This is a genomic window from Pseudomonas sp. S30 (assembly GCF_016518545.1).
GTDB lineage: Bacteria > Pseudomonadota > Gammaproteobacteria > Pseudomonadales > Pseudomonadaceae > Aquipseudomonas.
Genome location: NZ_JACVTO010000009.1, coordinates 63,163 through 86,823, shown reverse-complemented (window position 1 = coordinate 86,823; position 23,661 = coordinate 63,163). Strand labels below are relative to the sequence as shown.

The following is a 23,661-nucleotide window of genomic DNA, read 5'->3' as shown; positions in this document are numbered from 1 at the left end:
GGACACCGCCGATGACCCTGCGCGCAGCGCTGTCGATCCTGTCATTGCTATTGCTGGCCGGTTGCGTTTCCGGCGGCGCCAGCGATCCGCTGTCCACTCGCCAAGGCCGAGTGGAGGCAGGGCGGGCTTACGTGCAACTCGGCTTGGGTTATCTGCAGCAGGGCATGGCCGAGCAGGCCAAGGTGCCGCTGGCCCGTGCACTGGAACTGGACCCGCGCGATGCCGACGCCCATGCGGCCCTGGCGCTGGCGTTCCAGGCGCAGGGCGAGCCCGAGCTGGCGGACGCCCACTATCGCCAGGCCCTGGCCCAGCGCAGCGACGATGCGCGCATTCGCAACAACTATGGCAGTTTCCTCTATGCTCAAGGGCATTTTCGCCAGGCCGAGCAGATGTTTCGCCAAGCGGCCAGCGATACCCTGTATCCTGAGCGCGCGCGGGTCTACGAGAACCTCGGGCTGACCGCGCTCAGGCTAGGCCACGCCGATCAGGCCCAGGCTCATCTGGAGAAAGCCTTGCGCCTCGACCGGCATCAGCCGCGGGCACTGCTGGAAATGGCTGAGTTGTCCTACGAAAACAGGCATTATGTGCCGGCCTGGGATTACTACGAACGATTCAGCCAGCAGGGCGAACAGGATGCCCGCAGCCTGTTGCTGGGCAATCGTCTGGCTCGCATCGTCGAGGCCCATGGCACGGCGGACGAGCTGGGCCGCACATTACAACGACTTTATCCCGGTACGCCGGAATATCAGCAATACCTGTCGGAGCAACGATGAAAGCCGCGCACCCCGAAGCAGCAGCAGCGATTCAGCAGCATCCCGGTGAAATCCTGCGCCAGGCGCGCGAGCACCGGGACTGGTCGCAGGCCGAGGTCGCCCGTAGGCTCAACCTTACGGTCACTTCGCTGAATTACCTGGAAACCGGGGCCTTCGACAAGCTGCCCGGGCACACCTTCGCACGCGGCTACATTCGCGCCTACGCCAAGCTCATGGACATGGACCAGGCGCCCCTGGTCGAGGCCTTCGACCAGATCACCGGTACCCACGCCAAGGGCAGCGAGGTGCATTCGCTCGGTCGCATCGAGGAGCCGGTGCGCCTGTCGCACAACATCCTGCGCGGTGTCAGCCTGCTGCTGCTGATCGCCGTGGTCGGGGGTGGCTTCTTCTGGTGGCAGGACCAGAGCGCTCAGCACGGCAAGGACCTGAGCAACATCGCCCTGGAGCACGTCGAAGTCGAAAGTGCCGATGGCACCACGCAGATCCACGCGCTGGACGAGCCTGAAGACCAGGCGGTGAGCGCTGGTCAGCAGCCGGAAAGCTCACCGCTGCCGCTGGATCAGAGTGCTGCGGGCACCGCCGAGAGCGAGTCGGCCGCGCCGGCCGCCGAACCGTCCGAGCAGGCTCCGGCCACCCCGCCGGCCACCCCGGCAGCGACCGCGCCGGCCCAGGCCCACGTGCAGGCTCAGCCGCAGCATTCGACTGCAGGCGCTGTCGCCGCCACGCCGACCCCCGTCCCAGCCGGTGAGCCCGCCGCTGCGGTCGCCGGTGAAGGCAAGGTCGCCATCCAGTTCTCGGCCGATTGCTGGACCCAGGTCACCGACGGCAACGGCAAGGTGCTGTTCAGCGGCATCAAGCGCAAGGGTGAGAACCTGGACCTGGCCGGCAAGCCGCCTTTCGCAGTGCGTCTGGGCTTCGCCCGCGGCGCCCAGGTCAGCTTCAACGGCCAGGCGGTCGATGTCGCTCCGTTCACCAGTGGCGAGACCGCTCGCCTGAAGTTGGGACAGTAAGTCATGCACGGCGAATCTCCGATCAAACGTCGCGAATCCCGCAAGATCTGGGTCGGCAATGTGCCGGTGGGCGGCGACGCCCCCATCGCGGTGCAGAGCATGACCAACACCGACACCAACGACGTGGCGGCCACCGTGGGGCAGATCCAGCGCCTGGTCGATGCCGGCGTCGACATCGTGCGCGTGTCCGTGCCGGACATGGACGCTGCCGAAGCGTTCGGCAAGATCAAGCAACAAGTCAGCGTGCCCCTGGTCGCCGACATCCATTTCGACTACCGGATCGCCCTGCGCGTCGCCGAGCTGGGCGTCGACTGCCTGCGCATCAATCCGGGCAACATCGGTCGCGAAGACCGTGTGCGCGCGGTGGTGGACGCCGCCCGCGATCGCGGCATTCCGATTCGTATCGGGGTCAATGCCGGCTCGCTCGAGAAGGATCTGCAGAAGAAGTACGGCGAACCGACCCCGGCCGCGCTGGTGGAGTCGGCGATGCGCCATGTCGAGCACCTCGATCGCCTGGATTTCCAGGATTTCAAGGTCAGCGTCAAGGCTTCGGACGTGTTCATGGCCGTCGAGGCCTACCGCCTGCTCGCCCGGCAGATCGTCCAGCCCCTGCACCTGGGCATCACCGAAGCCGGTGGTCTGCGTTCGGGGACGGTGAAATCCGCCGTCGGCCTCGGTATGCTGCTCGCCGAAGGCATCGGCGATACCATCCGCATTTCCCTGGCGGCCGATCCGGTCGAGGAAGTGAAGGTCGGCTACGACATCCTCAAGTCGCTGCACCTGCGTTCGCGTGGCATCAACTTCATCGCCTGCCCGAGCTGTTCGCGGCAGAACTTCGATGTGGTCAAGACCATGAACGAGCTGGAAGGGCGCCTGGAGGACCTGCTGGTGCCGCTGGACGTCGCGGTCATCGGTTGCGTGGTCAACGGGCCGGGCGAGGCCAAGGAGTCCCATGTAGGCCTCACCGGGGGTACGCCGAACCTCGTGTACATCGACGGCAAGCCGGCGCAGAAGCTGACCAACGACAACCTGGTCGATGAGCTGGAAAGGCTCATCCGCCAGAAAGCGGCCGAGAAGGCCGAGGCCGACGCGGCGCTCATCGCCCGTGGCTGATACAGATTCGTAAGGACTTTTCGTGAGCAAATCGCTGCAAGCCATCCGTGGCATGAACGACATCCTGCCCGAGCAGTCGCCGCTGTGGCGCTACTTCGAGGGCACCGTGGCCAGCCTGCTGGACACTTATGGCTACAGCCAGATCCGCACGCCGATCGTCGAGTTCACCGAGTTGTTCAAGCGCTCGATCGGTGAAGTCACCGACATCGTCGAAAAAGAGATGTATACCTTCCAGGACAACAAGGACTCCCTGACCTTGCGCCCGGAAGGCACGGCGGCGTGCGTACGCGCGGTGCTCGAGCACGGCATCATCGGCAATGGCCAGGTGCAGAAGCTCTGGTACGTCGGCCCGATGTTCCGTCACGAGCGCCCGCAGCTGGGTCGCTACCGGCAGTTCCACCAGATCGGCGTCGAAGTGTTCAACCTGGCCGGTCCCGATATCGATGCCGAACTGATCCTGCTCACCTGGCGCCTGTGGGCGCGCCTGGGCATCCAGGACGCGGTCACCCTGGAGCTCAACAGCCTGGGCACCAGCGAGGCGCGCGCGCGTTACCGTGACGCCCTGGTGGCGTTTCTCTCCGAGCGACTCGATCAGCTGGACGAAGACAGCCAGCGTAGGCTCAAGAGCAACCCGCTGCGCATCCTCGACAGCAAGCACGAAGGCACCAAGGCCGCACTGGTCGGCGCGCCGAAGCTGGAGGATTACCTGGACGAGGAGTCCCGGGTGCACTTCGAGGGCGTGAAGGCCCGCCTGGACGCCGCCGGCATTCCGTTCGTGATCAATACCAAACTGGTGCGTGGCCTGGACTACTATAGCAAGACCGTCTTCGAATGGGTCACCGACAAGCTCGGCGCCCAGGGGACCGTCTGCGCGGGTGGCCGCTACGATGGCCTGGTCGAGCAGATGGGCGGCAAGCCCACGGCCGGTGTCGGCTTCGCCATGGGCATCGAGCGCCTGCTGCTGCTGATCGAAACCCTGGGCCAGGTGCCCGAGTCCATCGCCCGCACGCTGGACGTCTACCTCTGCGCCTTCGGCGAGCAGGCCGAGCTGGCCGGGCTCACCCTTGGCGAGCAGTTGCGCGACCGCCTGCCGAACCTGCGCCTGGCGATCAACGCCGGGGGCGGCAATTTCAAGAACCAGTTCAAGAAAGCCGACCGCAGCGGGGCATTGTTCGCCCTGATCCTGGGGGACGACGAGCTGGCGCAACAAGTGGTAGGTTTCAAGCCCCTGCGTGGCCAGGGCGAACAACAGAACATTGCCTGGGATGCTCTGGCCGAGCACCTGCAAGCTGCTCTCGCGCAGGCGTGAAGCGGTCATACAGCCGAATTGCTGAAAAGGAGTATTGGGGTGTCGAGTACCGATGATGAAGGCCTGGTGGCAGCCAAGGACTGGTGGAACCGCAACGGCAAGCCGCTGCTGACCGGAGCCTTGCTCGCCGCTGCGCTGGTGATGGGCTGGCAGGCCTGGCACAAATATCAGAGCAACCAGTCGCAGGGCGCGTCCGTGCTCTATCAGGCGCTGCTGGAGACCGCCTTGACGCCTGACGGCAAGCCGGATGCGACCAAGGTCGCCGAGTTGTCCGGCAAGCTCAAGAGCGAGTACGGCGGCACCGCCTACGCCCAGTACGGCAGCCTGTTCGTGGCCAAGGTCGCGGTCGAGAGCGGCAAGCTCGACGACGCCGTCACCGAACTCAAGGGCGTGATGGACAAGCCGGCCGATGCTACGCTCGGCGAGATCGCCCGTCAGCGCCTGGCGCGCGTGCTCGCGGCGCAGAACAAGGCCGATGAGGCGCTCAAGCTGCTCGACGGCGACGCCGACAAGGCCTTCCAGGCCAGCCGCGAAGAGCTCAAGGGCGATCTGCTGGTCCAGTTGGGCCGTGCCGACGATGCTCATGGCGCCTACGAAAAAGCCAAGGCCGCGCTGTCCGACGACGCCGCGATCGGTGGCCTGCAACTCAAGCTCGATGACCTGGCCAAAGGGGACGCGTGACGTGACCGGTTGGAAACAAGCAGCAGTGCTCGCCCTGGCCGTCCTGGCCGCGGGTTGCAGCAGCAACAGCAAGAAGGAACTGCCCCCGGCCGAACTGACCAAGTTCACCGAAGAGGTGGTGCTCAGCAAACAGTGGAGCCGTTCGATCGGTGATGGCCAGGGCGAGAAGTACAATCTTCTGGTGCCGGCCATCGAGAACGACCGCATCTTCGCCGCCGACGTCAATGGCAAGATCTACGCCCTGAATCGCCTCAACGGCGACGTCATCTGGGACAAGGATCTGGAAGTGCCGGTGTCCGGCGCCGTGGGCGTGGGTTACGGCCTGGTGATGATGGGCACCCTCAAGGGTGAGGTCATCGCGCTGGATGCCAGCACCGGCGAAGAGCGCTGGCGCTCGCGCGTGACCAGCGAAGTGCTGGCCCCGCCCGCCACCAATGGTGACGTGGTGGTGGTGCAGACCCAGGACGACCGTCTGGTGGGCCTGGACTTCGCCACTGGCGAGCGCCGCTGGATCTACGAAAGCTCCCCTGCCGTACTGACCCTGCGCGGCACGGGTGCGCCGATCGTGACCAACCGCCTGGCGGTGGCCGGCCTGTCCACCGGCAAGGTGGTGGCCGTCGATACCCAGAACGGTGTACCGGTGTGGGAAGCCCGCGTGGCGGTTCCAAAAGGTCGTTCGGAGCTCGAGCGCGTGGTTGATATCGACGGCGGCCTGCAGCTGTCCGGTGGCATCCTCTACGTGAGCAGCTACCAGGGTCGCGTCGCCGGCCTGGACCTGGAGAGCGGTCGAGTGCTGTGGCAGCGCGATGCGTCCAGCTACGTGGGGGTCGCCCAGGGTCTGGGCACCGTCTACGTCAGCGAGGCGTCCGGCACCGTCGAGGGTATCGACGAGCGTTCTACTTCGGCGCTGTGGAGCAACGATGCGCTGGCTCGTCGGCAGCTGACCGCTCCCGAGGTGGTGTCCAGCTATGTGGCGGTGGGCGACTTCGAAGGCTACCTGCACCTGCTGAGCCAGGTCGACGGTCGCTTCGTCGGCCGTGAGCGCATCGACAGCGACGGCCTGCGTGCGCGTCCGCTGGTGGTGGGCAACACGATCTACGTCTATGGCAACAGCGGCAAGCTCGAGGCACTGACCATCCGCTGACGCTATGCTTGAAACCGTCCTCGGTTTCAGGCCGCGGCGCAGGACGCGCCGCCCGAACTCCGGCCGCTGCCTTGCAGCGGCCTTTGCATTTTCAAGAATTCAAGAGTGGAGAGCCGCATGGTTCCCGTAATCGCCCTGGTGGGCCGGCCGAACGTCGGCAAATCCACCCTGTTCAACCGACTCACCAAGACCCGTGACGCCATCGTCGGCGACCTCTCGGGGCTGACGCGCGATCGCCAGTATGGCGATGCCGCCTGGCAGGGCCGCTCGTACATCCTCATCGACACCGGCGGTATCACCGGCGACGAAGTGGGCATGGACGAAAAGATGGCCGCCCAGTCGCTGATGGCCATCGAGGAAGCCGACTACGTGCTGTTCCTGGTCGATGCCCGCGCCGGCATGACCGCCGCCGACCAGATGATCGCCGAGCACCTGCGCAAGCGGAACAAGGAAGCGATCCTGGTCGCCAACAAGATCGACAACATCGACGCCGACGTGGCCCGCGCCGAGTTTTCGCCCCTGGGCATGGGCAACGCCATTCCGGTGGCCGGTTCCCAAGGCCGTGGCATCAACGGCCTGATGGAGGCCGTGCTCGGTCATATCCCACGCGACCAGGTCGAGGAAGCGCTGGATGCCGAAGTCGCCGAGGGCGAGGAAGCTGCGCGTATTCCCGGTCCGAGCGAGAAGGATGGCATCAAGATCGCCATCATCGGGCGACCGAACGTGGGCAAGTCCACGCTGGTCAACCGCATGCTCGGCGAGGAGCGCGTGGTGGTCTACGACCAGCCTGGCACTACCCGTGACAGCATCTACATCCCGTTCGAGCGTGACGGCGAGAAATACACCTTCATCGACACCGCCGGTGTGCGCAAGCGCGGCAAGATCCACGAGGAAGTCGAGAAGTTCTCGGTGGTCAAGACCTTGCAGGCGATCAAGGACGCCAACGTGGTGGTGTTCGTCATGGACGCCCGCGAAGGCGTGGTGGACCACGACCTGAACCTGCTGGGCTTCGCCCTGGAAGCGGGCCGGGCCATCGTCATCGCCCTGAACAAGTGGGATGGCATGGAGTCGGGCGAGCGCGACTACGTGAAGACCGAGCTGGAGCGTCGGCTGTTCTTCGTCGACTTCGCCGACATCCACTTCATCTCGGCGCTGCACGGCACCGGCGTGGGCCATCTGTACAAGTCGATCCAGGCTGCGTTCATGTCGGCCGTCACCCGCTGGCCGACCAGCCGCCTGACGCAGATTCTCGAGGATGCCGTCAGCGAGCACCAGCCGCCGCTGGTCAACGGTCGTCGCATCAAGCTGCGCTATGCCCACCTCGGTGGCGCCAACCCGCCGCTGATCGTGATCCACGGCAACCAGACCGACAAGATCCCGCGCTCCTACTCGCGCTACCTGGAAAACACCTATCGCCGGGTGTTGAAACTGGTCGGCACGCCGATCCGCATCGAATACAAGGGCGGCGAAAACCCCTACGAGGGCAACAAGAACACCCTCACCGATCGCCAGGTCAACAAGAAGCGCCGCTTGATGTCGCACCACAAGAAGGCCGAGAAGAAGCGCAAGGACAAGCGCTGATCCCTGCGGCAGCGGCGGCGAATGGCCGCCGCTGCCACGCCTCCCTTGTCGTCACCTGCCCATAGCTTGTAGCTTATCTGCCTCAGTCCGCAGGAAAGAGGGCTCCATGATCAGCAGCAAGCTGCCCAATGTCGGCACGACCATCTTCACCCGCATGTCCCAGCTCGCCGCCCAGACGGGCGCGCTGAACCTGTCCCAGGGGTTCCCCGACTTTCCGGCCCCGCCTGCGCTGCTCGAGGCCGTGACGCGGTCTGTCCAGGCCGGCCACAACCAGTACGCGCCCATGACCGGCTTGCCCGTGCTGCGTGAACAGGTAGCGGCCAAGATCGCCCGTCTGTATGGCGTCACCCCGGACGTCGACCAGGAAATCACCATTACCCCCGGCGCCACCGAAGCGATCTTCTGCGCTATCCAGGCCGTGATTCGGCCGGGCGACGAAGTCATCGTCTTCGACCCTTGCTACGACAGCTACGATCCGGCCGTGACGCTGGCCGGCGGTCGTTGCGTGCACGTGCCCCTCAGCCACGGCGATTTTCGCATCGACTGGCAGCGCTTCGCCGATGCCCTGACGCCACGCACGCGCATGGTCGTGCTCAATTCGCCGCACAATCCCAGCGGTGCGCTGATCAGCCATGAAGACCTGCAGCAGCTCGCCGAATCGATTGCCGGGCGCGATCTGTACCTGCTCAGCGACGAAGTCTACGAGCATCTGGTGTTCGACGGGGTAGGGCATGCCAGCGTGCTGGCGCATCCAGAGCTGTATGACCGGGCCTTCGTGGTCAGCTCCTTCGGCAAGACCTACCACGTCACCGGCTGGAAGACCGGCTATGTGGTCGCGCCGCCGGCCTTGAGCGCGGAACTGCGCAAGGTGCATCAGTACGTCAACTTCTGCGGTGTCACCCCGTTGCAGTGGGCACTGGCCGAGTTCATGGCCGAGCAACCGCAGCACGTGGATGCGCTGCCGGCGTTCTACCAGGCCAAGCGCGACCTGTTCTGCGACCTGCTGCGTAAATCGCGCTTCACCTTCACCCCCACGGCCGGCACCTATTTCCAGTTGCTGGACTATTCGGCGATCCGCCCGGACCTCGATGACGTGCAGATGGCCCTGTGGCTGACCCGCGAGCATGGCGTGGCGAGCATTCCGGTGTCGGTGTTCTACCAGCAGCCCATCGCCGAGCAGCGCCTGGTGCGCCTGTGCTTCGCCAAACGAGAGGAGACGCTGCGTGAGGCAGCGCTGAAACTATGCGCGATCTGAGCCAACTGCCCAACCTGAACCTGGCGCTGATCCAGACCACCCTGGCCTGGCATGACCGCGAGGCCAACCTGGCGCATTTCGAGGGTCTTCTCGAACAGGCGCACGGGGCGGACCTGGTGGTGCTCCCGGAGATGTTCACCACCGGCTTCAGCATGGACGCCGAGCGGCTGGCCGAGCCTGAACAGGGCCCGAGCCACAAATGGCTCAAGGCCCAGGCCAGGAAGCTGGAGGCGGTGGTCACCGGCAGCGTGATCGTGCGCACGGTCGATGGCAGCCACCGCAACCGGCTGCTGTGGGCGCGGCCCGACGGCCAGGTGCTGCACTACGACAAGCGCCACCTGTTCCGAATGGCCGGGGAGCATGAGCACTACACGCCGGGCGAGCGGCAGGTGCAGTTCGAGCTCAAGGGCTGGCGCATTCGTCCGTTGATCTGCTACGACCTGCGCTTTCCGGTCTGGAGTCGCGATGCCCAGGATACCGACCTGTTGCTGTACACCGCCAACTGGCCGGCGGCGCGACGTCAGCACTGGAACCGGCTGTTGCCGGCACGGGCGATCGAGAACTTGTGCTATGTCGCCGCGGTGAACCGGGTGGGCACCGACGGTAAAGGCTTCGCGTACTCAGGCGACAGTCAGGTCCTGGATTTCCAGGGTGAGGTGTTGCTGGGTGCGGCGGAAGCCGACGGGGTGTTGCATGTGGCCTTGAGCGCAGCGGACCTGGCGGCCTATCGCACGCGGTTTCCGGCGAACCTGGACGCCGATACCTTCGACATCCATTGAGCGGTCGGCGGGGCCGTCGCCGCGCGGTTCGATGTTCCGAACCCGGCGCGTTCAATAGACATCGCGCCGGTAGCGGCCATCCTCGATCAGGCGCTCGACGGCCTCTTCCCCCAGAATCCCTCTGAGCGCTGCGTCCACGCCAGCGGCCATGCCCTTGAGGCTGCCGCAGACGTAGACGCAGGCGCCGTCCTCGATCCAGCGGCGCAAGGTGGCTGCCTGCTCCAGCAGCAGATCCTGCACATAGATTCTCTGCGCCTGGTCCCTTGAGAACGCCAGGTCGAGCCGAGCCAGGTCGCCGCTGTCCAGCCAGGCGAGCAGTTGCTCACCGCACAGCAGGTCGCAGGCGCGGTTGCGCTCCCCGAACAGTAACCAGTTGCGCGTTTCGCCTGCGCTGATCCGGGCCTTGAGCAGGCTGCGCAAGCCGGCCATGCCCGTGCCATTGCCGATCAACACCAGCGGGACGGGCGCCTCTGGCACGTGGAAACTGCTGTTGCGGCGTACCTGCAGTAGAGTGGTGTCCTGCAGCGGGAGGTGTTCGGTGAGCCAGCCGGAGCCCAGTCCCAGGCTCCCGTCGGGTTGAAACGCCTGGCGCACGATCAGTTCCAGTATCCCGTCGCTGGCGATCGAGGCGATGGAGTACTCGCGTGCATCCAGCGGTATCAGCGCCTCGACCAGCGCCTGAGCATGCAAGCCGATCAGATGCTCGCGAGTGTTCGGCAATTGCCGGCTGGCCAGCGCCTGGGCGAGGGGCTGCGTCACGCCGTCCACCTGCACGGCCTGGGTAGCTTCAAGCCCGAGCCCTTGCAGGAAGGTGTCCACGCGGGCCTGGCCGTGGCGAGGCAGGACCTGCACCAGGTCACCCGCTTCCCAGGTGCTCGGGCGCTCGGCGCTCAGCCCCAGCAGGAACACCGGCGCGCCTTCGCTGCCCGGGTTGAGCAGTTGACGCCTGACCAGGCGCCAGCGGTCATGCTCCGGCGCTTGCCAGGGGCTGGTCAGCGTAGTGCCGGTGAGCTGCGCCAGCGCCTGCTGCCATTGCTGCAGCGCGCCAGCGTCGGCATTGTCGACTTCGATCGGGGCGAACGCCAAGCTGGCCCCGCGCGCCTCCAGCCAGGCTTGCAGGCGGCGGGCGAAGCCGCAGAAGTGCGGGTACTGACGGTCGCCCAGTCCGAGCACGGCGCAGCTCAGGTGCTTCAGGTCGAGGGCCTGGCCCAGGACCTTGCGCTCGAAGCCACGGGCGCTGTCCGGAGGCTGGCCCTCGCCGAAGGTGCTGACCACGAACAGGATCCGTGTCGCGCGGCTCAGCTGGGCCTGGTCCAGTTCGCCAAGCGCGCACACTTTCACGGGTATGCCCGCCGCCTGGAGCTGACCGGCGCTCTGCCAAGCCCACTGCTCTGCCAGCCCGCTCTGGCTGGCGAAGGCGACCAGCCAGCCATGGTCGCTGTCATCGGCGTTGGACACGCTCCCTCGGGCCTCGCGTACCTGGCGCTGCTTGCGGCGGCGGTCCAGGTAGAGCAGCCAGCCGGTGACGAAGAACAGCGGCATGGTCAAGCTGGCCACGGTGAGGATGATGCGACCTGGCAGGCCGAAGTATTCGCCCACGTGCAGGGCATAGACGCTCTGCAGCAACTGCGCCTTGAGCGATTTGTCGGTATAGCGCTCGTGGCTCTTGACCGCTCCGCTGGCGGGGTCCAGCACCAGGGTATTGTAGGCGCGCGGATGGGCGGCATCGTCGAGCATGTAGAACAGGTTGGCCGGTTGCCCTCCGGCCGCTGGCAGGCGCAGGTTGTAGGCGGCCAGCCCGGGCCCTGCCGCGACCTTGAGCGCAGACCAGATGGCCGGATAATCCACCACCAGAGGTGCCGCTTGCTGGCCCGCAGGCGCTGGGCGGGGGCGGCGCTCGACACGCGTTTGCCCTTCGGCCGGCGGATCGGCGAGCAGCCGTTCCAGCCCTTGGCGATACCATTCGTAGGACCAGAACAGCCCGGTCAGGGCGAACAGCAGGTAGAACAGCAAGCACCAGGTACCGGCCACAGCATGCAGGTCCCAGTTGAAGGCACGACCCTTGCGTGCCCAGTCGAAGGTCAGCCACGCGCGCCAGTCCCTGGCCCTGCGTGGCCAGCGCAGGTACAGGCCGGAGAGGCAGAAGAAGATCAGCATCAGGGTACAGGCGCCGGTGATCTGCCGGCCGCTGTCGCCCATGGCCAGGAAGCGGTGCAATTGCAGCATCAGGTTGAAGAAGTCCTGCCCTGCCACCTCGCCGCGCAGCTCACCGGTGTACGGATCGGCATAGCGCAGGGCGCCACGGCGTTCGCCAGGCGGGGCTTTGAAGAACAGGCGGGCGGCGTCATCGCTGCGGGTGTTGACCCACACCATGGCGACCTTGTCCTGCTGGACCGCCTCGGCGCGGCGTACCAGCTCGGGCAATGGCAGTACCCCTTCGGGGCGCACCTGGACCTTGAGCACCTGCGGGTTGAACAGGCGCAGCAGTTCTTCCTGGAACGACCAGATCGCACCGGTGATCCCCATCAACGCCAATACCAGGCCGGCACTGATGCCGAAGAACCAGTGCAATTGGAACAGCGACTTCTTCAGCACTTCGATTACCTTGTTCTGGGGAGCGACACGCGATGCCACGGCCGCTCGCTAGGCGCAGACTTGCCACCTGGGTCGGCACGGCGGCAGGGCGCTGGGATTCTAATGCAAGCGAGGAAGAGTAACAATTGAGACTGGTTAGCATTTGCGAAGGCCCGTGGGCGATTTACCCGCTTCTCGGAGCACGCGCCCGGCCCGACGGCCCTTGCCCCTGGTGAAAGCCTCTCCCTATCATGGTCGTCTTTTGCACGTTCAAAGGTAGCCTTCGCATGCAGCCCTGCACCTCGCCACGGTTCGATGCCGATCGACTGAGCGCCCTGCTCGAACACCAGCCTGCGCAAGCCGCGAAGGCCATTCTGGCCGCGGCGGGACAGGGCGTGGTGCCGGCCCAGAGGTTGCTCGGACGAATCCTGCTCGACGGCTGCGGCATCGAGCAGGACGAGCGCCTGGCCCGGCACTGGCTGGCGGTGGCCGCCCAGGCGGGCGATGCCAAGGCGCATAACCTGCTGGGCCGCTGCCTGGAGCATGGTTGGGGCGGCGAGGTGGCCCTGAGTCAGGCAGCCGTGCATTACGCCCAGGCTGCCGACGCAGGCTCGGATTGGGGGATGTACAACCTGGGCAATCTGCTGGCCACCGGACGCGGTCTTCCGGCCGACCAGGCACTGGCCCTGACCTGCTTCGAGAAGGCGGCGCAGCAGGGGCATGCCAAGTCGATGAACGTCTACGGGCGTTACTTGGAGCAGGGCATCGCAGTCGCCGCCAGCCCACTGCGGGCCGCACGCTGGTATCGGCGGGCGGCTGAGGCTGGGGATTTTCGCGGCATGTTCAGCCTGGCACTGGTGCTGGCCTCACGCGGGGAAATGGGCGAGGCGTCGCGCTGGTTCGAGCAGGCGCGCGTGGAGGGACACACGGCGTTTCTGCGCAGTGCCCTGGCGCAGTTGCAGGAGGCAGGCCCGCGGTTGACCAGTTTCGCGGCGCGCTATGCCGAGGCGCTCGAAGGGCGCGAGGATTGATCGATCGAGGATGCCCAGACCAGTCTTGCACTGGCCTGGCAAAGCGGCGGCGCACTGGCAGCGGCGTGCGCAGCGGGCCAGCGAGCAGGCGCTCGCTGGCTTCGTGCCAAATTACAGGTAGTACGACTTCAGCGGCGGGAATCCGTTGAATTCCACGGCGCTGTAGCTGGTGGTGTAGGCGCCGGTGGACAGCCAGTACAGGCGGTCGCCGATGGCCAGGTTCAGCGGCAGGCCGTACTTGTAGTTCTCGTACATGATGTCGGCGCTGTCGCAGGTCGGCCCGGCGATCACCACTTCTTCGGTCTCGCCTTTCTTCTCGGTCCAGATCGGGAACTTGATCGCCTCGTCCATGGTTTCGATCAGGCCGGAGAACTTGCCCACGTCGGTGTAGATCCAGCGCTCGACCGCCGTGCGCGACTTGCGCGCCACCAGCACCACTTCGCTGACCAGGATGCCGGCATTGGCGATCAGCGAGCGGCCGGGCTCGAGGATGATTTCCGGCAGATCGTCACCGAAGTCTTCCTTGAGGAACCGGATGATCTCTTCGGCGTAGGTTTCCAGGCTGTTGGTGCGGGTGATGTAGTTGGCCGGGAAGCCGCCGCCCATGTTGATCAGCTTGAGCTCGATACCGTCCTCTTGCTTGAGGCGCTCGAAGATCACCTTGACCTTGGCGATGGCCGCGTCCCACACGCTGATATCGCGCTGTTGTGAGCCGACGTGGAAGGAGATGCCATAGGGCACCAGGCCCAGGTCGCGGGCCAGGATCAGCAGGTCCATGGCCATGTCGGTCTGGCAACCGAACTTGCGCGACAGCGGCCAGTCGGCGGTGGTGGAGCCTTCGGTGAGAATGCGCACGTAGACCTTCGAACCCGGCGCTGCCTTGGCGATGTTGCGCAGGTCGGCTTCGGAGTCGGTGGCGTACAGACGCACGCCCTTCTCGTAGAAGTAGCGGATGTCCTTGGACTTCTTGATGGTGTTGCCGTAGCTGATGCGCTCGGCACCGACGCCGCGCCCCAAGACCTTGTCCAGCTCGTAGATCGAGGCGATGTCGAAATTCGAGCCCTTGTCCTTGAGCAGGTCGATGATCTCCACGGCCGGGTTGGCCTTGACCGCGTAGTACACCTTGGCGAATTCGAAGCCCGCGCGCAGGTCGTCATAGGCCTGGCTGATCATCTGGGTGTCGATGAGTACGAACGGGGTTTCCTGCTTGTCGGCGAACGCCTTCATCTTCTGGAAAGTGTCGCGTGCGAAATAGTCTTCGACCTGGATCGACATGCTCAGGGACTCCATGGGCAAACTGAAAGAATAAGTGGCTGCAAACCGAACGTCCTGCGTATCCCCACTTTGGTTCGCCTACTCAGTACTTGAGCCGGATGGATCGTTTCCAGCATGGACGTTCGGCGCGCACTGTAGGGCGTGAGAACCCTGGAATCAACCCGCAATCGCAGCCTGTTCCTGGTGGTTCGCCACGCAGCCCGTGGAATAACCGACCCGTGTGACGCGGTGATGTTCCCACGGACGATTCGGGCGTAAAAAATTGTGGAAGGGCGTTATGGGGAAGAGGCGAGGGCGATGCCCTTCATGCGGGCATCGAGCGTTCCGGGCCTCGGTCGAACCCGCGTGAAAGCGGGTTCCGGTGTTCATATTTATGGCCACCCGGAGGCGGTACCTGGGTACCGATCCGGGTCCATAAATTTTTTGTTACCGAGGAAAAAATCCGCCTTGCGCAGCCTCAGCTGGCCGCGACCTCGGCGGGTGACACGATGCTGGTCTTGGCCCCACGTGATCTGCCCGAGCTCAGGTAGGCGGCGATCGACTCCTGGGTCACCTCGCCGAGGAACACCTGCTCGGCATCGAGCACCGGCAGCCAGGCGCGATTGAACTCGTACATGCGCGACAAGAGGATGCGCAGGTGCTCGTCGTGGGCTGCGGTGGCGTTGAACGGGCGCAGGAAGTCGGCGCAGGTGCCTTGCTGGCGGTGCATGTCGCGCCGACGCACGTAGCCCTGGGCCTTGTTGGCCGCATCGGTCACCACCACGTAGCGGCGGTCGTGTTCGTCGAGCAGTTCCAGGGCCTCGGCCACCGGGGTGTCCGGGCTGACCGAGGGGGCGTTGTCGGCGGCATCTTCGGCGCGCACCAGCAGCAGGCGCTTGAGGGTGCTGTCCTGGCCGACGAAGTTGCTGACGAAGTCGTCCACCGGGTGCGCCAGCAGCGTGTCCGGATGGTCCAGTTGCAGCAGCTTGCCAGCGCGGAAGATGGCGATCTTGTCGCCCAGCTTGATGGCTTCGTCGATGTCGTGGCTGACCATGATCACGGTCTTGTTCAGCGCTCGTTGCATCTCGAAGAACTCGTTCTGGATCATCTCGCGGTTGATCGGGTCGACGGCGCCGAACGGCTCGTCCATCAACAGCACCGGTGCCTCGGCGGCCAGCGCGCGGATCACGCCGATGCGCTGCTGCTGGCCACCGGACAGCTCGCGCGGATAGCGTTGCAGGTACTGCTTGGGTTCGAGCTTGATCATGCTCATAAGCTCGCGCGCTCGGTCGTGGCAGCGCTGCTTGTCCCAACCCAGCAGGCGCGGCACCACGGTGATGTTCTCCTCGATGGTCATGTTGGGGAACAGGCCGATCTGCTGGATCACGTAGCCGATGTGCCGGCGCAGAGTCACTTCGTCCAGGCCGGTGGTGTCTTCACCGTTGATGAACACCTGGCCGGAGGTCGGGGTGATCAGGCGGTTGATCATCTTCAGGGTGGTGCTCTTGCCACAGCCCGAGGGGCCGAGGAACACGCAGATTTCGCCTTCGTTGACGGTGAGGCTGACCGAGTCGACGGCTTTGACGTCCTTGCCGTTGGCGTTGAAGGTCTTGCTGAGGTTCTTCAATTCGATCATGAGCGCAGTCCTTCTGGAGTCAGGGCACGTTGCAGGGTTTGCAGCAGCAGGTCGGCGATGATCGCCAGCAGGCTGACCAGTACGGCGCCGACCAGCAGCATCGACATGTCGCTGCGGCTGATGGAGGTGAGGATGAGTACGCCCAGGCCTCCGGCGCCGATGGTTGCGGCGATGGTCATCACGCCGATGTTCATCACCACGGCGGTGCGTACCCCGGCGAGGATCACCGGGACGGCGATGGGCAACTCGACCATGCGCAGGCGCTGGCCGAAGGTCATGCCGATGCCGCGCGCGGCTTCGCGAATACCCGGCTCGACGTTGGTCAGCGCCAGGTAGGTGTTGCGCAGGATCGGCAGCAGGGAATAGAGGAACACCGCGGTGATCGCCGGCAGTGGCCCCAGGCCCTGGCCGAACTTGGAGTAGAACGGCAGCAGCAGCCCGAACAGGGCGATCGAGGGGATGGTCAGCAGCACCGTGGCGCTGGCCTGCAGCGGTCCGGCGAGCACCGGGAAGCGGGTCATCAGGATGCCCAGCGGAACGCCGATGACGATGGCCAGGCCCACGGCGATGCCCACCAGCATGACGTGCTGCCAGGTCAGCTGCAGGACCAGTGCCCAATCCAGGTGGGCGAAGGTGTCGAACAGGTTCATGGGGTCACCTCGTGCAGGGGATGCTCACGCAGGAAGGCGGCCGCTACCGACGACGGGCTCTGGTGCTCCACGTCCACCTTGGCGTTGAGCTGGCGCATGGTTTCGTCGTCCAGGGCGTCGGCCAGGGGGGCGAGCAGCCCGGCCAGTTGCGGGTGGGCGTCGAGCACGGCCTTGCGCACCACCGGGCCTGCGGTGTAGTCCGGGAAGTAGTGCTTGTCGTCTTCGAGCAGTGTCAGCTTGAAGGCGTTGAGCCGCCCGTCGGTGGTGTACACCAGCCCGGCGAACACCTGATCGTTGCGCAGCGCCGTGTACACAAGGCCGGCGTCCATCTGGCGGATGTTGGCGCGGCCCAGGTGCATGCCATACTTCTTCTGCAGGCCGTCCAGGCCATCCGGGCGATTGGCGAATTCGGTGTCCAGCGCGACGAGGTGCTTGCGCGCCTTCTCGTCCTCGAGCACCTGGTTCAGCTGGCTGATGGTGGTGATCTGCGGGTAGGCCTTGGCCACTTCGCTGGGCAGCGCCAGGGCGTAGGTGTTGCTGAACTTCGACGGTTTGAGCCAGATCAGCCCTTTCTTCTCGTCCAGCGCCTTGACCCTGGCGTACGTCGCCTCGGGGGTGGGCATGCGTTCATCGATGTGGTTGTAGGACACCAGCGAAACCCCGGTGTATTCCCACATGAGGTCGAGTTGGCCGGTTTCCTGCGCCTGACGTGCCAGGCTGCTGCCCAGACCGCCGGTGACGCGGACGTCGAAGCCGTTGGCGCGCAGGTACTGCGCAGTGATTTCAGCGAGCACGGTCTGTTCGGTGAATACCCGTGCGCCGACGCGAATCAGCGGTTTTTCCGCTGCCTGGGCCAGACCTGCCAACAGCAGGCCTGCGCCCAGGAGCAAGGCGATAGCTTTCTTCATGGAGTGTCTTCCTTAGGCCAGGCCGCGTTCCAGCCAGCGCTTGCTGGAGGCGCTCACCAGCACGTCTAGGGCCAGTGCCAACAGCGCTGTGCAGGCAGCGCCCAGCAGCAGCTGTGGCTGGTTGTTCAAGGCGATGCCAGGGAAGATCAGGCTGCCCAGGCTATTGGCACCGATGAGGAAAGCCAGGGGCGCGGTGCCCACGTTCAGTGCCAGCGCCACGCGCACACCCCCGACGATGATCGGAACCGCATTGGGCAGCTCTACCTGCCACAACTGCTGACGCGGAGTCATGCCGATGCCGGTGGCGGCCTCCTTGAGCGAGGCGGGGACGTTTTTCAGGCCTTCGTAGGTGTTGCGCACGATCGGCAGGAGAGAGGCGAGGAACAGGGCGAAGATCGCAGGCCCGGCGCCGATGCCCAGCACGCTGAGGGCGATGGCCAGTACGGCCAGGGGAGGGATGGTGTTGCCTACGTTGAAGAACTGCATGAAGCGCTCGGCTTTGTCGACCCGGTGCGGTCGACTCAAGGCAATGCCGGCGGGGATGCCCACGGCCAGTGCCGCCGCCATCGAAGCCAGCACCAGTACCAGGTGCGCTTGCAGGTAGAACGTCAGATCGTCGCGGTAGCGGGCGATCGTGTCGAGGCCGATCCAGTGGATCAGCAGGGCCAGGATGACGAGCACGGCGGCCCATCCCAACAGCCCTTTTCCGTAGCGTCTAGCCACAGGTGGACTCCTTATGTCGTCGGCGAGCACACTTCTTCTTCTTGGGGCCGTACGAAAGACCTCTGCACTCGGCCAGAGAGCGTCGAAACACGGCTGGCAATGCCCATGTACTGCGGTACACGGCCCTTGCTCGCCCGTTTCACCGCGTCTGGCTTTCGCACGCAAGCCTTTAGCACAGACCCTGGACCGAGCCGTAAGGCAAGGCCATGAGTGTGTTCGCGAGTAGCGGCGCGGGCCCCGGGCAGTGGAGCCTGCACGCCATGAGTCGAGCCCCGTCAGGCTCGTGAACGCTGGTCTAACCAGCCCTGAACCGAAACGGGTTGCAGGGAAGTGGACGTCTCCAGAGCCGTAAAGGTTCCCACGTAGTGGCACTTTTGGCCAGTGTTAATCACTGGCTGTGTCCCTGCTCAGCGCGTAAAAAAAGCGCAAAAATGCGCTTCGGGCGCTGAAAACACTAGGGCTACGCTTTTGTGCAGAATCCATTCAATTCCCTGATGCGCCGTGGCGGGACCGTTGGCGACAGGGTGCGGCAGGCCGACCGCTGGCCATCACCGGCGCTTTTGGCCTGGCGGCGCAGTTCAGGTATGATATCGCCCCTTTTCGAACCCCAGTCAGGCGATTTCCCATGACCCATCAGGCCGCCGAAGTCGCGAAGCGCCGCACTTTCGCAATCATTTCCCACCCCGACGCCGGCAAGACCACCATCACCGAAAAGCTCTTGCTGATGGGCAAGGCGATTTCCGTCGCGGGCACCGTGAAGTCGCGCAAGTCCGACCGCCATGCCACCTCCGACTGGATGGAAATGGAGAAGCAGCGCGGCATCTCCATCACCACCTCGGTGATGCAGTTCCCCTATCGCGAGCACATGGTCAACCTGCTCGACACCCCGGGCCACGAAGACTTCTCCGAAGACACCTACCGCACCCTGACCGCAGTGGACTCGGCGCTGATGGTGCTCGACGGCGGCAAGGGCGTCGAGCCGCGCACCATCGCCCTGATGGACGTCTGCCGCCTGCGTGACACGCCGATCGTCAGCTTCATCAACAAACTCGACCGTGACATCCGTGACCCCATCGAGCTGCTCGACGAGATCGAGGCGGTGCTCAAGATCAAGGCCGCGCCGATCACCTGGCCGATCGGCTGCTACCGCGACTTCAAGGGCGTGTATCACCTCACCGGCGACTACATCGTGGTCTACACCCCAGGCCATGGCCACGAGCGCACCGAGGCCAGGATCATCGAGAAACTCGACTCCGACGAAGCGCGCGCGCACCTGGGCGATCAGTACGACTCGTTCGTCGAGCAACTGGAGCTGGTTCAGGGTGCCTGCCACGAATTCAACCAGGACGAGTTCATCAACGGCCAGTTGACCCCCGTGTTCTTCGGTACCGCGCTGGGCAACTTCGGTGTCGACCATGTGCTCGATGCGGTCGTCGACTGGGCACCCCGCCCGCTGGCGCGCGTGGCCCACGAGCGCACCGTCGAGCCAGTGGAAGAGAAGTTCACCGGCTTCGTGTTCAAGATCCAGGCGAACATGGACCCCAAGCACCGCGACCGCATCGCCTTCATGCGCATCTGCTCGGGCCGCTACGAGAAAGGCATGAAGATGCGTCACGTGCGCCTGGGCAAGGACCTGCGCATCGGTGATGCCCTGACCTTCTTCTCGTCCGAGCGTGAACAGCTGGAAGAGGCCTATGCCGGCGACATCATCGGCCTGCACAACCACGGCACGATCCAGATCGGCGACACCTTCAGCGAAGGCGAAGTCCTGGGCTTCACCGGTATTCCGCACTTCGCGCCGGAGCTGTTCCGTCGGGTGCGCCTGAAGGATCCGCTGAAGTCCAAGCAGCTGCGCCAGGGTCTGCAGCAGTTGGCCGAAGAGGGCGCCACCCAGGTGTTCTTCCCCGAGCGCAGCAACGACATCATCCTGGGCGCCGTCGGTGTGCTGCAGTTCGATGTGGTCGCCAGCCGGCTGAAGGAAGAGTACAAGGTCGAATGCGCCTACGAGCCGATCACGGTGTGGTCGGCGCGCTGGATCGCCTGCGATGACAAGAAGAAGCTCGAGGAATTCCAGAACAAGGCCGTGGAGAACCTGGCCATCGACGGCGGTGGTCACCTGACCTACCTGGCGCCGACCCGGGTCAACCTGGCGCTGATGGAAGAGCGCTGGCCCGACGTGCAGTTCCGCGCCACCCGCGAGCACCACTGAGTCGTCGCGCCTAAGCCTGTGGATGCGGCGGTTCGCCGCCGCCTCCGCAGATCACCCATGGCGCATCACCGCGCCCTGGCCCGGGGCCGCGCATCAGGCCTGGAGCCTCAGTTCCCCGCCTTGATGCTTGTCCAGATCCGTGTGCGCAACCGATCGATCTTCGCCGGCATCGCCTCCAGGGCGAACAGCTTGCTCATCACGGCATCGCTGGGATAGATCATGGTGTTGTGCCGCAGCGCAGGCTCCACCAGCGCGTCGGCCTTGGCATTGCCGTTGGCGTACTGCACGTAGTTGCTGATGTTGGCCATCACCTGCGGTTGCAACAGATAGTTCATGTAGGCATAGCCGGCCTTCTCGTTCGGTGCATCGGCCGGCATGGCGACCATGTCGAACCACAGCGGCGCGCCTTCCCTGGGAATCGAGTAGCCCACCTTCACGCCGTTCTTGGCTTCCTCGGCCCGGTTTCTGGCCTGCAGCACATCACCGGAGAACCCGACCACCACGCACACATCGCCATTGGCCAGATCGCCGGTGTACTTGGACGAATGGAAATAGCTGATGTAGGGGCGCGCCTTCATCAGCAGCGCCTTGGCCTGCTCGTAGTCCTCGGGCTTCTGGCTGTGGTGGGGCAGACCCAGGTAATTCAGGGCGATCGGCAGCAGCTCGGGGCCATTGTCCAGCACCGCGACGCCGCAGCTCTTGAGCTTGCTCAGGTACTCGGGCTTGAAGATCAGGTCCCAGGAGTCCACGGGGGCGTCTGCTCCCAGGGCGGCCTTGACCTTGTCGATGTTGTAGCCGATGCCGGTACTGCCCCACAGGTAGGGAAAGCCGTGCTGGTTGCCCGGATCGTTGACCTCCAGCACCTTGAGCAGGCGCGGGTCGAGGTTCTGCCAGTTGGGCAACTGGGTCTTGTCGAGCGCCTTCAGGGCCTTGCCCTGAATCTGCCGGGCCATGAAATGGTTGGACGGAAACACCACGTCGTAACCGGAGTTGCCGGTCATCAGCTTGCCGTCGAGGGTCTCGTTGCTGTCGTAGACATCGTAAGTGGGCGTGATGCCTGTGGCTTTCTGGAAGTTCTGCAACGTGTCCGGCGCGACGTAGCTGGACCAGTTGTAGATCTTCACCGAGTCGGCGGCGCTGGCCATGCCGGCGGCCAGCATCAAAGGAGCGATCAGAAGTGTGCGCATGTCCGGTTTACCTTGCTTTGTCTGTTGTTATCGAAGAACGGCAGGCGATCGAACGATCAGAAAATCAGCACGTAGGTCTTGCGCACGGTCTCCTGGATATCCCAGATGCCGGTGCTGTTGGCCGGCAGCATCAGGGCGTCGCCGGCTTCGATGAGCAGTGGCTCGCCACCGTCGGGGGTGAAGGTGCAGCGGCCGGTGGTGAAGTGGCAGAACTCCTGTTGCACGATCTGCCGGCGCCAGCGCCCAGGCGTGCATTCCCAGATGCCGGTCTCGACCCCGTCGCTGCGCTCCACGCAGGTGACGGAGGTGACCGCGACAGGTTCGCCAAGGGGCACCGCCACCGGGTTGGACGTTTCCAGGGTGGCGCGCTCGGTGTGCTTGAAGTGGGTGATGCTCATGACGGCGTGGTCTCTGGTGAAGGAAAGGGGCGACTCAGTGCATGAAACCTTCCATGAAGCCCGCCAGCCCACTGGCCAGGTGGCGCCGCCAGGCCGGGCTGGCCGGATCGGCGAGTACGCGGTCTTCGTGAACGAAGCTGCAGATGATCGCGTTGTAGCCCAGCCAGCGGCAGGGCTCGGGCGGCCAGCCGGCAAGGCTCGACAGCGGTCGGTTGTCATGGACCCAGGGCTGGGCAGTGAGGTGGTTCTGCTGGCCGAGGATCAGCGCGGCCAGCGTTCGACCGCCCAGGTTGCTGGCGCCCACGCCTTCGCCGCCGTAGCCGCCGGACAGCGCCAGCCCGCGCTGGCGGTCGCAGAGCATGTGCGGGCGGAAACGTCGCGCCATACCCAGATTGCCGCCCCATGAGTGGGTGATGCGCACCTGTTTCAGGTGTGGGAAGAGGTCGCCGAACAGGTCGCGGCGCAGTCCGATTTCCGTCTCGCTCAGGTGGAAGTCTTCGCGCAGCCGGCCGCCGAAGCGGTAGCCGCCGCGGGCACCGAACACCAGGCGGTCGTCGGCGGTGCGCTGGCCATAGGTGACCTGGCGACTGCCTTCGCTGAACGCCTGGCCCTGGCTCAGGCCGATCCGCTCCCAGGCCGACGCCGGCAGTGGCTCGGTGGCCACCAGCAGGCTCTGCACCGGCAACTGATACCGACCCAGCGGCGGCAGGCTGGCGGCGTAACCCTCCACGGCCGGCACCACCCACTGGCAGCGTACCTTCGCCTGGGCGCAGCGCACCTCGCCACTGTGCCAGTCGTGAGCAGGGGTGTTCTCGTAGAGCGCCACGCCCAGGCGCTCGACCACCCGCGCCAGGCCACGTACCAGCCTGGCCGGCTGGATGGTCGCCACGTGAGGGCTGAAGATCGCACCGTAGGCGTTGCTGACCTGCAACTGTCCCGCCAGCGCTTCTGGTCTCAGCCAGTGGTAGTCGTCTTCGCTCATGCCCTGGCGATAGAGGTCATCCAGGTAGGCGCGCAAGCTGCGTTCCTGTTCCGGATAGCGGGCCGCGCAATAGATCACCCCGCCCTTGCGGTAATCGCAGTCGATGCCTTCTTGCAGCACCACGCGCTGCACTTCGTCGGGTATGTCGTGCAGCAGGTCGATGCTCTCGCGGCGTTGTCGAGCCGAGAGCGTGGCCAGCAGACGGTCTTCGCCCAGCAGGTTGCCCATCACCCAGCCGCCATTGCGCCCGGACGCACCGAACCCGGCGATCCGTGCCTCGAGGATGGCGATGCGCAGGTGCGGTGCCTGGCGCTTGAGGTAGTACGCGGTCCACAGACCGGTGTAGCCGGCGCCGATGATGCACACATCCACGTCGATGTCCTGCTGCAGGGCAGGGCGTGCCTGCAGCGGCTCGTCGAGCTGATCCATCCACAGGCTGATCGTGCGCAAGGCGTGCATCGAGT

At 65.1% G+C, this 23,661-nt stretch carries 20 protein-coding genes; 11 read left to right on the top strand and 9 right to left on the bottom strand.

The genetic code is table 11. The features are described from left to right. Positions 1 to 11 precede the first annotated feature (11 nt). The 9 genes from pilW (at position 12) to IAE34_RS12285 (ending at position 9,645) form a co-directional block, all read left to right on the top strand. Entirely contained in the window at positions 12 to 773 is a 762-nt protein-coding gene (pilW, locus tag IAE34_RS12325) for a type IV pilus biogenesis/stability protein PilW (RefSeq protein WP_200139235.1), read from the top strand. Further along, a complete protein-coding gene (locus IAE34_RS12320) occupies positions 770 to 1,783 on the top strand; it encodes a RodZ domain-containing protein (protein ID WP_200139234.1) in 1,014 nt (337 codons plus the stop codon). The genes pilW and IAE34_RS12320 overlap by 4 nt, the downstream gene beginning before the upstream one ends. A 3-nt stretch (positions 1,784 to 1,786) precedes the next feature. Then, positions 1,787 to 2,896, top strand: coding sequence for a flavodoxin-dependent (E)-4-hydroxy-3-methylbut-2-enyl-diphosphate synthase (gene ispG, locus IAE34_RS12315; RefSeq protein WP_200139233.1), 1,110 nt, complete (start codon positions 1,787 to 1,789; stop codon positions 2,894 to 2,896). A 22-nt stretch (positions 2,897 to 2,918) separates the two neighbouring features. Continuing rightward, the gene (gene hisS / locus IAE34_RS12310; protein WP_200139232.1) at positions 2,919 to 4,205 is read left to right on the top strand and encodes a histidine--tRNA ligase; all 1,287 of its coding nucleotides are present in this window, start codon (positions 2,919 to 2,921) and stop codon (positions 4,203 to 4,205) included. Positions 4,206 to 4,244: 39 nt separating this feature from the next. Next, positions 4,245 to 4,886, top strand: a complete 642-nt coding sequence (locus IAE34_RS12305) for a tetratricopeptide repeat protein (RefSeq protein WP_200139231.1) — start codon at positions 4,245 to 4,247, stop codon at positions 4,884 to 4,886. 1 nt (position 4,887) lies between these two features. Next, positions 4,888 to 6,030: an outer membrane protein assembly factor BamB gene (gene bamB, locus IAE34_RS12300; RefSeq protein WP_200139230.1), complete on the top strand. Its 1,143-nt coding sequence runs from the start codon at positions 4,888 to 4,890 to the stop codon at positions 6,028 to 6,030. A 117-nt stretch (positions 6,031 to 6,147) separates the two neighbouring features. Next, positions 6,148 to 7,611, top strand: coding sequence for a ribosome biogenesis GTPase Der (der, locus tag IAE34_RS12295; RefSeq protein WP_200139229.1), 1,464 nt, complete (start codon positions 6,148 to 6,150; stop codon positions 7,609 to 7,611). A 106-nt stretch (positions 7,612 to 7,717) separates the two neighbouring features. Beyond that, the gene (locus IAE34_RS12290; RefSeq protein ID WP_200139228.1) at positions 7,718 to 8,866 is read left to right on the top strand and encodes a pyridoxal phosphate-dependent aminotransferase; all 1,149 of its coding nucleotides are present in this window, start codon (positions 7,718 to 7,720) and stop codon (positions 8,864 to 8,866) included. Then, a complete protein-coding gene (locus IAE34_RS12285) occupies positions 8,854 to 9,645 on the top strand; it encodes an amidohydrolase (protein ID WP_200139227.1) in 792 nt (263 codons plus the stop codon). The genes IAE34_RS12290 and IAE34_RS12285 overlap by 13 nt, the downstream gene beginning before the upstream one ends. Before the next feature lie 51 nt (positions 9,646 to 9,696). Here IAE34_RS12285 and IAE34_RS12280 read toward each other — a convergent pair whose 3' ends face one another. Then, positions 9,697 to 12,240, bottom strand: a complete 2,544-nt coding sequence (locus IAE34_RS12280) for a PepSY domain-containing protein (RefSeq protein ID WP_200139333.1) — start codon at positions 12,238 to 12,240, stop codon at positions 9,697 to 9,699. Positions 12,241 to 12,506: 266 nt separating this feature from the next. Between IAE34_RS12280 and IAE34_RS12275 the strand changes: the two genes are divergently transcribed. Next, complete coding sequence (locus IAE34_RS12275; RefSeq protein WP_200139226.1) at positions 12,507 to 13,250, top strand: tetratricopeptide repeat protein; 744 nt, start codon at positions 12,507 to 12,509, stop codon at positions 13,248 to 13,250. 111 nt (positions 13,251 to 13,361) lie between these two features. On the opposite strand, the gene IAE34_RS12270 is transcribed toward IAE34_RS12275, so the two are convergent. The 5 genes from IAE34_RS12270 to IAE34_RS12250 all read right to left on the bottom strand — a co-directional run bounded on the left by IAE34_RS12270 (position 13,362) and on the right by IAE34_RS12250 (position 18,421). Then, the gene (locus IAE34_RS12270) at positions 13,362 to 14,525 is read right to left on the bottom strand and encodes a type III PLP-dependent enzyme (protein WP_200139225.1); all 1,164 of its coding nucleotides are present in this window, start codon (positions 14,523 to 14,525) and stop codon (positions 13,362 to 13,364) included. 457 nt (positions 14,526 to 14,982) lie between these two features. Then, positions 14,983 to 16,140: an osmoprotectant ABC transporter ATP-binding protein OsmV gene (locus tag IAE34_RS12265; protein WP_200139224.1), complete on the bottom strand. Its 1,158-nt coding sequence runs from the start codon at positions 16,138 to 16,140 to the stop codon at positions 14,983 to 14,985. After that, complete coding sequence (locus IAE34_RS12260; protein WP_200139223.1) at positions 16,137 to 16,790, bottom strand: ABC transporter permease; 654 nt, start codon at positions 16,788 to 16,790, stop codon at positions 16,137 to 16,139. The genes IAE34_RS12265 and IAE34_RS12260 overlap by 4 nt, the downstream gene beginning before the upstream one ends. Beyond that, entirely contained in the window at positions 16,787 to 17,698 is a 912-nt protein-coding gene (locus IAE34_RS12255) for a glycine betaine ABC transporter substrate-binding protein (protein ID WP_200139222.1), read from the bottom strand. Before IAE34_RS12255 ends, IAE34_RS12260 begins: the two co-directional genes overlap by 4 nt. Before the next feature lie 12 nt (positions 17,699 to 17,710). Next, complete coding sequence (locus tag IAE34_RS12250) at positions 17,711 to 18,421, bottom strand: ABC transporter permease (protein WP_200139221.1); 711 nt, start codon at positions 18,419 to 18,421, stop codon at positions 17,711 to 17,713. A 625-nt stretch (positions 18,422 to 19,046) separates the two neighbouring features. On the opposite strand from IAE34_RS12250, the gene IAE34_RS12245 reads away from it, so the two are divergent. After that, positions 19,047 to 20,630 carry a peptide chain release factor 3 gene (locus tag IAE34_RS12245; RefSeq protein WP_200139220.1) on the top strand — a complete coding sequence of 528 codons (1,584 nt, stop codon included), beginning with the start codon at positions 19,047 to 19,049 and terminating at the stop codon, positions 20,628 to 20,630. A 107-nt stretch (positions 20,631 to 20,737) separates the two neighbouring features. On the opposite strand, the gene IAE34_RS12240 is transcribed toward IAE34_RS12245, so the two are convergent. From IAE34_RS12240 to IAE34_RS12230, 3 genes are read right to left on the bottom strand one after another with little or no spacing between them, the layout of a single operon-like run. Then, positions 20,738 to 21,817 carry a polyamine ABC transporter substrate-binding protein gene (locus tag IAE34_RS12240; protein WP_200139219.1) on the bottom strand — a complete coding sequence of 360 codons (1,080 nt, stop codon included), beginning with the start codon at positions 21,815 to 21,817 and terminating at the stop codon, positions 20,738 to 20,740. A gap of 56 nt (positions 21,818 to 21,873) precedes the next feature. After that, positions 21,874 to 22,215: a cupin domain-containing protein gene (locus IAE34_RS12235; protein ID WP_200139218.1), complete on the bottom strand. Its 342-nt coding sequence runs from the start codon at positions 22,213 to 22,215 to the stop codon at positions 21,874 to 21,876. Between the two features lie 34 nt (positions 22,216 to 22,249). Continuing rightward, complete coding sequence (locus IAE34_RS12230; RefSeq protein WP_200139217.1) at positions 22,250 to 23,656, bottom strand: NAD(P)/FAD-dependent oxidoreductase; 1,407 nt, start codon at positions 23,654 to 23,656, stop codon at positions 22,250 to 22,252. Positions 23,657 to 23,661 lie beyond the last annotated feature (5 nt).

Bases quoted from the DNA above. Each gene is read 5' to 3' on its own strand.
- IAE34_RS12275 (WP_200139226.1), top strand. From the start codon at position 12,507: ATGCAGCCCTGCACCTCGCCACGGTTCGATGCCGATCGACTGAGCGCC.
- IAE34_RS12265 (WP_200139224.1), bottom strand. From the start codon at position 16,140: ATGATCGAATTGAAGAACCTCAGCAAGACCTTCAACGCCAACGGCAAG.
- IAE34_RS12320 (WP_200139234.1), top strand. From the start codon at position 770: ATGAAAGCCGCGCACCCCGAAGCAGCAGCAGCGATTCAGCAGCATCCC.
- pilW (WP_200139235.1), top strand. From the start codon at position 12: ATGACCCTGCGCGCAGCGCTGTCGATCCTGTCATTGCTATTGCTGGCC.
- IAE34_RS12260 (WP_200139223.1), bottom strand. From the start codon at position 16,790: ATGAACCTGTTCGACACCTTCGCCCACCTGGATTGGGCACTGGTCCTG.
- IAE34_RS12290 (WP_200139228.1), top strand. From the start codon at position 7,718: ATGATCAGCAGCAAGCTGCCCAATGTCGGCACGACCATCTTCACCCGC.
- IAE34_RS12245 (WP_200139220.1), top strand. From the start codon at position 19,047: ATGACCCATCAGGCCGCCGAAGTCGCGAAGCGCCGCACTTTCGCAATC.
- IAE34_RS12255 (WP_200139222.1), bottom strand. From the start codon at position 17,698: ATGAAGAAAGCTATCGCCTTGCTCCTGGGCGCAGGCCTGCTGTTGGCA.
- IAE34_RS12270 (WP_200139225.1), bottom strand. From the start codon at position 14,525: ATGTCGATCCAGGTCGAAGACTATTTCGCACGCGACACTTTCCAGAAG.
- IAE34_RS12240 (WP_200139219.1), bottom strand. From the start codon at position 21,817: ATGCGCACACTTCTGATCGCTCCTTTGATGCTGGCCGCCGGCATGGCC.
- IAE34_RS12285 (WP_200139227.1), top strand. From the start codon at position 8,854: ATGCGCGATCTGAGCCAACTGCCCAACCTGAACCTGGCGCTGATCCAG.
- IAE34_RS12230 (WP_200139217.1), bottom strand. From the start codon at position 23,656: ATGCACGCCTTGCGCACGATCAGCCTGTGGATGGATCAGCTCGACGAG.
- der (WP_200139229.1), top strand. From the start codon at position 6,148: ATGGTTCCCGTAATCGCCCTGGTGGGCCGGCCGAACGTCGGCAAATCC.
- IAE34_RS12235 (WP_200139218.1), bottom strand. From the start codon at position 22,215: ATGAGCATCACCCACTTCAAGCACACCGAGCGCGCCACCCTGGAAACG.
- ispG (WP_200139233.1), top strand. From the start codon at position 1,787: ATGCACGGCGAATCTCCGATCAAACGTCGCGAATCCCGCAAGATCTGG.